Annotated in this window: 7 protein-coding genes; 3 read left to right on the forward strand and 4 right to left on the reverse strand. The window is 34.9% G+C overall.

The window, feature by feature from the left end; translation table 11 throughout:
* Positions 1-5 precede the first annotated feature (5 nt).
* The 4 genes from IQ05_RS07070 to IQ05_RS07085 form a co-directional block, all read right to left on the reverse strand.
* Complete coding sequence (locus IQ05_RS07070) at positions 6-2309, reverse strand: glycoside hydrolase family 65 protein (protein ID WP_144891425.1); 2304 nt, start codon at positions 2307-2309, stop codon at positions 6-8.
* A gap of 103 nt (positions 2310-2412) precedes the next feature.
* Complete coding sequence (gene pgmB, locus IQ05_RS07075) at positions 2413-3066, reverse strand: beta-phosphoglucomutase (RefSeq protein WP_144891428.1); 654 nt, start codon at positions 3064-3066, stop codon at positions 2413-2415.
* 5 nt (positions 3067-3071) lie between these two features.
* Positions 3072-4430: an MFS transporter gene (locus IQ05_RS07080; RefSeq protein ID WP_144891430.1), complete on the reverse strand. Its 1359-nt coding sequence runs from the start codon at positions 4428-4430 to the stop codon at positions 3072-3074.
* Positions 4431-4702: 272 nt separating this feature from the next.
* Entirely contained in the window at positions 4703-5722 is a 1020-nt protein-coding gene (locus tag IQ05_RS07085) for a LacI family DNA-binding transcriptional regulator (protein WP_144891432.1), read from the reverse strand.
* A 236-nt stretch (positions 5723-5958) separates the two neighbouring features.
* Between IQ05_RS07085 and IQ05_RS07090 the strand changes: the two genes are divergently transcribed.
* From IQ05_RS07090 to IQ05_RS07100, 3 genes are read left to right on the forward strand one after another with little or no spacing between them, the layout of a single operon-like run.
* Positions 5959-8904: a SusC/RagA family TonB-linked outer membrane protein gene (locus IQ05_RS07090; RefSeq protein WP_144891434.1), complete on the forward strand. Its 2946-nt coding sequence runs from the start codon at positions 5959-5961 to the stop codon at positions 8902-8904.
* Positions 8905-8914: 10 nt separating this feature from the next.
* Positions 8915-10525, forward strand: a complete 1611-nt coding sequence (locus IQ05_RS07095; RefSeq protein ID WP_144891436.1) for a RagB/SusD family nutrient uptake outer membrane protein — start codon at positions 8915-8917, stop codon at positions 10523-10525.
* Between the two features lie 29 nt (positions 10526-10554).
* Positions 10555-11376 (forward strand): SusE domain-containing protein, encoded by an 822-nt coding sequence (locus IQ05_RS07100; protein ID WP_144891437.1) that lies wholly within the window; start codon positions 10555-10557, stop codon positions 11374-11376.
* The last annotated feature ends 1 nt before the right edge of the window (position 11377 follow it).

Genomic DNA, 11377 nt, shown 5'->3' on the forward strand with positions numbered 1-11377 from the left:
TTTTTTTATACTGCAAGTGCGTTTTCTGGGGAGACAACAACCTGCTCTCCGTTTACTACAATTGTCAATTCTGTATTGCCAACAATAGAGAAAGTAGTTTCTTTGTGATTGATATTCACTGTCAAAATTTGATTTCTGAAATTGATTTTAAACGAATATGCTGTCCATTCTTTTGGAATTTTTGGCGAAAAATGAAGTGTATTTTCTTTCACGCGCATTCCTCCAAAACCTTCTACGATACTCATCCAAGTTCCGGCCATTGAGGTAATATGACAACCTTCTTCTACTTCTTTATTGTAATCATCAAGATCTAGACGTGATGTTCTTAAATAGAAGGTATAAGCCATATCCATTTTGTCTAATAAAGCCGCTTGAATAGAGTGTACGCAAGGCGAAAGTGAACTTTCATGAACCGTAAAGGATTCGTAAAATTCAAAATTATTTTTTAGTTCTTCTTTCGTAAAATGATCTTCAAAGAAATAAAAACACTGTAAAACATCGGCTTGCTTGATGTATGGCGAACGTAAAATGCGATCCCAAGACCATTTTTGATTGATAGGTCTTTGGCTTTTATCCAAATCAGCTACGCGAACCAAATCTTTCTCTAGGAAACCATCTTGCTGTAAGTATACATTATGTTCTTCCGAAAACGGAAAGTACATATTGTCCGAAACTTTTTTCCAAGATTGTAATTCTGCATCTGTGATGTTTACTTTTTCAGTAATTCTTTTGTGATCTGAAGGATATTCCAGGGACACTTTCTGAATTTGCTCGTATGTATATTCTAAACACCATTTTGCAATATAATTGGTATAAAAATTATTGTTTACGTTGTTCTCGTATTCGTTTGGACCCGTTACACCAAGAATTACATATTGGTTTAAATTAGTCGAGAAATTCGCTCGTTGATGCCAAAAACGTGCAATGCCAATAAGGACTTCAAGACCTTTTTCAGGAATGTAACTGTAATCTCCGGTGTATCTGTAAAAGTTATAAATGGCAAATGCTATGGCTCCATTTCTATGAATTTCTTCAAAAGTGATTTCCCATTCGTTATGACATTCTTCACCGTTCATAGTAACCATTGGGTATAAAGCTGCACCATTAGTAAATCCTAATTTAGTTGCGTTTTCAATGGCTTTGTCTAATTGATTGTAGCGGTACGTCAACAAGTTTCGGGCTACCTCTTGGTCTTTGGTTGCCATGTAAAACGGAATACAGTATGCTTCGGTATCCCAATAGGTAGAACCACCATATTTTTCGCCAGTGAAACCTTTTGGTCCAATATTCAAACGAGAATCTTTACCAAGATAGGTTTGGTTCAATTGAAAAATATTGAAACGAATTCCTTGTTGTGCTTTGACATCGCCATCAATTGTAATGTCTGACATTTCCCAAATTTTTGCCCAAGCATCAATTTGGTCTTGAAGCATCTGGTCATAGCCCAAAGTTAAGGCAGCTTGTATTACTTTTTCGGCTGCAGTAATAGTGTTTTCATGGTTTAAAGAAACCGTGTAACCTCCAATTTTTTGGATAGATGTTTTTTGGCCTTGAGCCACTATTACATCGTAGCTAAATTGGATTTTATCTGTAGTGGCATCAATATTTGATGGTGAAATTCCTGTTTTTTCACCATTAGTTAAAATGCTGTTGTGCATGAACGTGGTTGCCTTGAAATGGGTTTTGAAGGTTTGAGCTGTTACAAAAGCTTCATTTCCTGATTTTTTTACATCAGCCGTTTCCCAGAATTTTTCTTCCCAGTTTGCATCTTCATTAGTTACACCAGCATCAATATAAGGTTTGAATACAATTTTAGAATCCTTATTCAAAGGTGTAATTTCATAATTGATAACACCAATTTCATCCAAAACGATAGACAGGAAACGACGAATATTTACCGAAATTTCAGTTCCATTTTTTAAAGTAGCTTCAAAAGAACGATGGTACCATCCTTCTTTCATGTTCAATTCTCGACGAAAGTTTTTGACATTAGTACACGCATTCAAATCGAATTTTTCACCGTTGATTTCAATGTCAATCCCAATCCAGTTTGGTGCATTTAAAACCTTTGCAAAATATTCTGGATATCCGTTTTTCCACCAGCCTACTTTTGTTTTATCTGGATAATAAATTCCAGCAATGTAGCTGCCTTGGAAGGTTTCGCCGCTATAATTTTCTTCAAAATTAGCGCGTTGTCCCATAGCACCGTTGCCAATACTAAACAAACTTTCGGATGATTTTACACGTTCAGCGTCAAAACCTTCTTCTATGATGGACCAATTGTCTGGTTTTATATAATCTTGATTCATTTTATTTTTTGTTTAAAGTTTTATTCCGCTGCGCTCCATACAATTTGGCATCACCTCGGGTAAGGTTTCAAGTAGTCTCGAAAACTTTAAAATATATTTCGTTTTATTGTATCAATGCTGCAATGAATGCGGTATCAATTTCGGTAAAATCCTTAAAGATATATTTTGCCTCATGCAACATAGATGCTTCTCCAATTCCGATGCTGGTCATGTTTCCGATATTTGCAGCTTGAACTCCTGCTACTGAATCTTCAAACACGATGGAATTTTCCGGAGAGATGTTTAGCAATTTTGCAGCCATCAAGAAAACTTCCGGATCTGGTTTTGCATTGGTCACATCATTTCCATCTACGACTGCATCAAAATAGGGTAGCAGTCCTGTTTTTTCTAAAATAGGTCTCGCATTTTTACTGGCTGAACCTAATGCTATGGGTTGGTTGTTTTCTTTTAAAAATTGTAAAATTCTAAAAACTCCCGGTAGAATTTCGCTTTCATCCATGTCAACTACATAGGATAAATAATCTTCATTTTTTTGAAGCAACCATCGGTCTTTATCTTCTTGCGAAGCGGTTACTTGTCCTAATTCTAATATGATATCAAGGGAGCGCACACGGCTTACTCCTTTTAATAATTCATTGTGTTCGTGTGTAAATTCGATATGTAATTCATTTGCGATTTTTTGCCATGCTAAAAAATGGTATTTAGCCGTGTCAACAATCACTCCGTCAAGGTCGAATATAAATGCTTTTGTAGTCATTACTATTATTTTATTACGTCATCAACATCTTTCACTTTTACTACTAAAATTGCAGCAATCAAGAAGCTGACACCGCTGGTAACTAATGCAAATATGGCATTGTCATTGTATGCATATTTAACTAATGGTCCGCCAATTAAGGCATTGATAATTTGAGGTATAACAATAAAGAAATTGAAAATCCCCATGTAAACGCCCATTTTCATTGGAGAAATTGATCCCGCTAATATGGCGTACGGCATAGATAAAATACTTGCCCAAGCTATTCCCACACCAACCATGGAAAGAATTAACCAGTTTTCATTGGTTACAAAATAGATGGAAATTAGTCCAAGTCCTCCAATAATTAAGGAGATGGCGTGTGTTAATTTTCGGCCTATTTTTTTTGCGATGTAAGGCAAAGCAAAAGCATAAAAAGCAGATACTAAATTGTAAATACCAAAAAGAACTCCAACCCAGTCTCCCGCATTTTGATATGCTTCACTCTTGCTGTCTGAAATGGGTAAGCCATAAATATGATGGGCTATAGCTGGCGTGGTAAAAACCCACATTCCAAATAAACCAAACCACGAGAAAAATTGCACCCAGCTTAATTGTCGCATGGTGGTAGGCATATTTCTAAAATCATCAAAAATGTCTAGTAAACTGGATTCTTTTGGATTTGCATCAGTTACCGTAGTTTGCCGATGTGCCATTTCGTCTTCAAATTGTGCTAATTCCTCAGGTGAATATTCTTTAGTTGTAAAGATGGAAACCAAAATAGAACCCACAAGAATAGCAGCTCCAATGATGAATGATAAGATTAAGTGCATTGGTACTCCGCCATTTTCTTCACGGTTAGAAACGCCAAACCAATTGGTTAATACGTAAGGTAACCAAGATCCGATTACAGCACCAAACCCAATTAAGGCTGTTTGCACGCTAAATCCTAGCGTACGTTGGTCAGTACGTAAATTATCGCCCACCAAGGCACGAAAAGGTTCCATGGCAATGTTAAACGAAGCATCCATAATCATTAGCATTCCTGCTCCCACCCAAAGTGCAGGCAAAAACGAAATAAAGATTTCGGCTTGAGGCATTAATATGAGACCAATAGAAGCTAACAAGGCACCCACTAAAAAGAAAGGTTTTCGTCTTCCGAATTTTCCCCACGTTTTATCACTGTAATGGCCTATGATGGGCTGTACAATAAGTCCCATTAGTGGGGCAATAATCCAAAACCAGGATAGTTCATGAACGTCAGCGCCAAAAATTTGGAGAATTCTGCTGGCGTTAGCATTTTGCAGTGCAAAACCCATTTGAATTCCTAAGAAACCGAAACTCATGTTCCAAATTTCCCAGAAACTTAATCTACGCTTTTCCATTATCGTAATTTAATTGTGATACGATAAGCGCTTTGCTTATCAAAACTTATCTTTTTTTTCGAAGTAAAAGTTAAAGCTTTGAGGGGTAAATATAAAAAGATATTTGGAACAATTGTTTTGCAAATAGAAATATCAGCAATCTTTTTTAACTACAAGGTTGTAGTAATTAATATAATACAAGAATTTTTAAAAAATCAATTCAGTTTTCAGCTGCAGTTTACAAAAAGGGACTAAAAACTGCAGCTGAAAACTGCGCCTAAAAAAGGATTAATTTATAAAGTAGACTCTCTTTCGATTAAGTGTGTTTCTATAATTTCGGTTTTGTAGTTTTCATCCTCTTCATCTTCGGCTTCAAGTCGGTCAATAAGCATTTTAGCAGCTTTATTTCCCATTTTTACACCACTTTGACTTACAGTGGTAATAGTAGGAGTAGAATATTTAGAGATAATACCATCTGTAAAAGCAATTACTGCTAGATCTTTAGGTACATTCAAACCTATTTTATTGGCAGTTTTGATTATTGTTACGGCAAATAGTTCGTTTACAGCAAAAACCGCATCAATAGCCTTGTCTTCTAAGAGTTTACTAATGGTGATTTCACAGGTGTTTACGTCTTCAATTTTAATGATTAGATCTTCATTAAATGGAATTCCGTTATCTAGGAGTGCTTTTGTATAACCATCGGTTCTTAATTTCCCCACACTAACGTAGTCTACAGTAGTTACTAGGGCTATTTTTTTTCGACCTTTATCAATTAAGCTTTGTACGGCTTCATAAGCTGCTGCTTGATCATCAATAATTACTTTATCACATAAAACATCATTGGTAACTCTGTCAAACATGACAACCGGCATTCCTTGATTGATGACTTCAGTAATGTGATGAAAATCAGCTTTAAATTGGGTTTCTTTTGATAACGATATGATAAAGCCATCAATGCTGCCGTTTGCTAGCATTTCCATGTTTAATACTTCTTTGTCAAAAGAATCATCAGAAAGACAAATGATTACGCTGTACCCATGCTCATTTGCAACTTGTTCAACACCATTGATTACAGTGGAGAAAAAATGATGCACTATCTCTGGGATTATGATGCCTATTGCTTTAGTTTTTCGGTTTTTTAAACTTAGCGCAATGTTGTTGGGCTTGTAATTGTAAAATTTGGCGAAAGCCTGAACTTTAAGTCTTGTCTCTTCGCCTATTTCAAGACTATTTCTTAAGGACTTGGAAACGGTAGAAATGGAAACGTCTAATTCTTTTGCAATTTGTTTAAGCGTTATTTTCCTTTTCATGATAGCATTTGATATAATTTAATTCTCAATAAAGATAAAATTAAATTTTTAATATGGTAATTATACTCTCAAAATTTTCAATAAAACAGAAAGTTTTCAACACTATTACGTTTTCGTAACCTGATATTTTTTTTACCTTGTTGTGTGTATTAAATTTTACATAAATTTAACATTCGAAGTAATTGTTAAAGCTATAACGCAACCAAAACAAAATTAAATTAAAATAAACAAAAAGTATGAAAACAATTTATAAAAAGTTGTTGATTTTAGTACTGCTACTCCCATTTAGTATTCTGGCTCAGAGTACAGTAAGTGGAACTGTTGTTGATAAAACCACAGGTCAACCTATTCCTGGAGTAAACGTCAACGTTCAAGGTATTAAAAATGGAGTGTCTACAGATTACGAAGGGAAATACCAAATTAACAATGTAAAAACAGGTGATAAGATTGTTTATTCTTTTATAGGATATACAACTGCTGTTGTAGAATTCCTAAGTCAAAAAACAGTTAATGTTAGCTTGCAAGAAGATTCAAACCAGTTAAAAGAGGTAGTGGTGCAAGTAGGTTACGGAACTGTTAAGAAAAAAGATGCTACTGGGGCAGTAACTGTATTAGGTACAAAAGACTTTAACAAAGGAGCAAACGTAACTGCTGAGAATTTATTAAACGGTAGAGTAGCTGGTGTTACTGTGAATACTAGTGGTGCGCCAGGTTCTGGTTCTCAAATTAGAATTCGTGGTGGATCATCTTTATTTGCAAGTAATGATCCTTTAATTGTTATTGATGGATTACCTATAGAGAATAATTCAGATAAAAACTTTGGTTCAACTTCTATTTTAGCTTCAATCAATCCAAGTACTATTGAGTCTATGACTGTATTAAAAGATGCTTCGGCTACTGCTATTTACGGGTCAAGAGCTTCTAATGGAGTGATTATCATTACTACTAAAAAAGGAAGTAAAAACTTAGCTGTTGATTATAATTTTCAATACGGAAGTGGATCACTTGATAAAACGATTCCAGTATTTAATGCAGACCAATTTAGAGCATTAATTGCAGATAAGCGTCCGAGTGATTTATCTAAACTAGGTACTGCAAACACGGATTGGCAAAAAGCAATTTATAGAAAAACTGATTATGTTGATAATAACATTTCTATAAGAGGAAACTTGTTCAACGCAATACCTACTCGATTAACTGTAGGTAATACGTACCAAGAAGGATTACGATTAACGAATACGTTCAATAGAAATACAGTAGGTTTAGCATTAAACCCTTCCTTCTTGAAAGATCATTTAAGAATAAAATTGAATGCCAATTACGCTAACGAGAAAAATAGATTTGCAGAAGGTGTTGAGGGTTCAGCAATTCGTTTTGATCCTACACAACCTATTTACAGCGCAGGTTCTATTTATGGTGGTTTCTTTGAATATTACAATCGAAGCAACGGTGAATTGTCTCCTAATTCACCACGTAATCCAGTTGCTCAATTGTTACAAACATTTGATAAAGGATTAAATAATAGATTTTTTGGTAACTTTGAGGTAGATTATAAATTTCATTTCATGCCAGCTTTACGAGCTGTAGTAAATGCAGGTTTTGACCAAGCGGATGGAGAAAGGTCCAAAACAGCTTCGAGATTTGCTGCGAGCTCAGGTGCAAATAACAATACGCCTTTTGGGACAAATGAATTTTCAAAAAGCGAAAGGAAAAACAAGTTGCTAGATGCTTATTTAGTGTACAACAAAACATTTGATAAACTTGTTTTTGATGCTACAGTAGGATACTCTTATCAAAAATGGGATTCATATAATTATGTAACAGGAAATACAAACAATCCAAATTTACTACCAGCCTCTCAGGGTGGTTTCCCGGTAACTTATATTGATATAGATAGAGTAAATGTTGGATTCTTTGGAAGATCTAACTTAAATTTTAATGATAAATATTTATTAACTTTATCTTATAGAAGAGACGGTTCTTCTCGTTTTGATAAAAACAATAAATGGGCAAATTTTCCCGCTGCTGCATTTGCTTGGAAAATTAAAGAAGATTTATTGTCAAATAATACTACAGTATCTGACTTAAAATTGAGAGTAGGATATGGTATTACTGGGCAACAAGAAATAGGTAATAATAATGATTACTTACAACAATATAATTTAGGAAGCGGTAGCTCTCAATATTATTTTGGTTCGGTTGCCTTGCCTATTGCGGTTTCTGCAAGACAAAGTGCTAACCTTAAATGGGAAGAAACTACTACTTATAACGCCGGTTTAGATTTTGGTTTGTATGACAATAGAATTACAGGTAGTGTTGAGGTTTTTTACAAAGACTCTAAAGATTTATTAGCTGATGTTGCTACTGCTGATGGAAGTAACTTTTCTAACCGATCTTGGCAAAACATTGGTAGCTTTACTACAAAAGGAGTTGAACTATCATTGAGTGCTGATATTATTAGATCAGAAGCTGTAAACTGGAATTTAAACTTTAATGCAACTACTTTTCAAAGAGAGATAACAAAATTAACAACAGATTTAATTGTAACAGGTGATCTTATTGCAGGTACAGGAAGTCAAGGGCAAGTACATCAAGTAGGTTTTGCACCAAACTCTTTTTTGTTGTACAAACAATTATTTGATACTTCAGGAAAACCAATTGAGAATGGATATCAAGATTTAAATAATGATGGTGTGATCAATGCTAATGATAAATATGTATACAGAAATCCAGATCCAAAAGCTACTTTTGGTTTTGCATCAACATTAAATTATAAAAACCTTGATTTCTCTTTCAACTTAAGAGCGAGTTTAGGAAATAGAGTTCTAAACGCTGTAAATGCTGGTAGAGCTCAATATGATCAATTAGTACCTGATGCTATGGTAGGTAACATTCCTACATCAGTTTTAGATACTGATTTTAAAACAACATCAAATGTATTTTTATCTGATTTGTATGTAGAAAACGCATCGTTTTTAAGAATGGATAACATCACATTAGGGTACACTTTCCCAAAATGGTTAGAAGGTAAAGCATCACTACGTTTGTTTGCTGGAATGCAAAACGTTTTTGTAATTTCTGATTATTCAGGTTTGGATCCAGAGGTTGCTAATAATGGTGTTGATAAAACAATTTATCCTAGACAACGTTCTATTTTAGGTGGGGTTAATGTTAAATTTTAATAATTAAATTATGAAAAAAATAAATTTTATTTACATACTATTTGCTTTCGCGACCTTACAATCGTGTACTGGTGATTTAGATGTTGTAGCTGAGGATTCTCGTGTGCTAACGCCTGCGGAGTTGTTTTCTACGCCTCAAGGGTACAAGCAAGCACTAGGAGGAGTTTACGGTAATTTAAGCTTGACAGGAACTGGTGATGCTGGTTCGTCTTTCTTACAGGGTATTGATGCCGGTACAAGCCAGTTTGGTCGTTGTATGTGGTATTTACAAAATTTAACTACTGATGAGGTAGTGTGGACTTATGAGAATGACGAAGGGACTGCTGAACTTCAGCGTAATATATGGTCATCTGCTAATCCTATTTTATTGGGAATGTTTAGTAGAACCATGGCTGAGGTTGCTCTAGCTAATGATTTCTTGAGACAATCTACTCCAGCTTTGCTTAGTTCAAGAGGAATTACAAGTCCAGCCGATGTTGCTGAGATCAATTTTTATAGAAATGAAGTACGTGTATTAAGAGCATTTGCTTATTATAACATGATGGACTTGTTTGGTAAAGCACCGTTTGTTACTGAAAATGATCCTTTAGATTTTAAAGGGCCACAGTATAACAGACAACAGCTTTTTACTTTTATTGAAAAAGAATTAAATGAAGTTATTCCTAATTTAAAAGCGGCTAGAACAAATGAGTACGGAAGGCTAGACAAAGCTATGGCTCAAATGATTTTGGCTAAGATGTATTTGAATGCTCAAGTTTACATTGGTACTCCAAAGTTTGCTGAGTGTATGGCAAAATGTCAAGAGGTAATTGCTGGTGGATATACCTTAACTACAAAATACCTTGACAACTTTAAGGCAAATAACCACACTTCATCTGAAATGATTTTTACATTACAATCAGACGGGGTAAAAACTCAAAATTATGGTGCAACAACTGTTATGATTAACGGACAAGTTGGTTCGGTTGAGTCTAATGGTGCTGAGTTTGCTGTAGGTGGTTGGGGTGGTGCCCTTAGACTTAGAAAACAATTTGTTGAAAAGTTTGATGGTTCTCAATTTAATAATGATGAGAGAAAAACGTATTCTGCAGGGTCTAGACCTATTGATATTGCTGATTTGACCAATGCTGGACAAGGTTACATTTTACGCAAATATTCTAATAAAACAACAACAGGTGTTGCTGGTGTAAACTCTACTTTTGTAGATACTGATTTTCCACTTTTTAGATTAGCTGATGCCTATTTGATGTATGCTGAAGCTCAAATGAGAAAAGATGGTGCTACAAACACTAACAATGCTACAACAGCAACTGCTCAGTCATTAACTTATATTAATGCTTTAAGACAACGTGCAAATGGTGGAGCAACAATTGCAAATGTTACGCAATCACAAGTGAATCTTGATTTTATGATTGACGAAAGATCACGTGAATTACATTGGGAAGGACACAGACGACAAGATTTGATTCGTTTTAACAAATATGGTGGTGGATCTTACAATTGGGCTTGGAAAGGTAATATTGCAAATGGAACTTCTATTCCTTCTGAGTTGAATGTGTTTCCACTTCCTAGCGCTTCTATTACTGCAAATCCAAACTTAACTCAAAACACGGGTTACTAATATAATATTTAATTCAAAAAACATAAAAGATGAAAAATTTTAATAAAATTGTACTGGCTATGTTAAGTTTAGTAGCCATTTCATGTACCGATGACATTCAAAATACAGATAGAGAGCCTGTAGCAGCAACTACTGCACCTGTATTATTGACTCCAAAAGGAGATTTTAATATTGTCCTTACAAAGGCTACCGAAAAGGATATTGCAACAACAATGGTTTGGGATGACGCTGCTTATGCGGGAACTTCAACTGTTGTAAACTACAGTATTGAAATTGCAAAAGCAGGTACTAAATTTGCTACTCCAACGGTAGTAACTACAACTACAAGTCGTTTTAAAAGTATTACAGTTGCTGAGTTAAACGCAGCTTTAATAAACGGAGGTTTTATAGACAAGCAAGAAAATCTAGTTGATATTCGTATTAAATCATCAGTGGGTGCTGCTGCAACTGCTGCTCAATTTTCTAATTCGTTTACAATCAAAGCTACTCCATACCGTGTACCACTAGCATCATCACACTGGTTAGTAGGTGCTGCCACTCCTGGTGGATGGACATGGGATAACGATGCAGAAACTGAGTTTCCTCTTGTACAGGGTCAAACTAATGTGTACCAAGTATCAGTCGTATTGAAAAACGGTGAAGCATTTCGTATCTTTTTAGGAAATAACTTTACAAGCAACGGAAATTGGGATTCAAGTAGAAATTACCCATTTTATGCTAATTCAGGTTATACTATTACATCAGAGTTAGTTAATGCAAATGATGGAGATAGTAATTTTAAATATACAGGAACTACAGGTTTAAGAGTCCTGAAAGTAGATGGAGTTGCTAAGACGATCACTTTAAATTAAA

It is taken from the genome of Flavobacterium tiangeerense (assembly GCF_007830355.1).
Lineage (GTDB): Bacteria > Bacteroidota > Bacteroidia > Flavobacteriales > Flavobacteriaceae > Flavobacterium > Flavobacterium tiangeerense.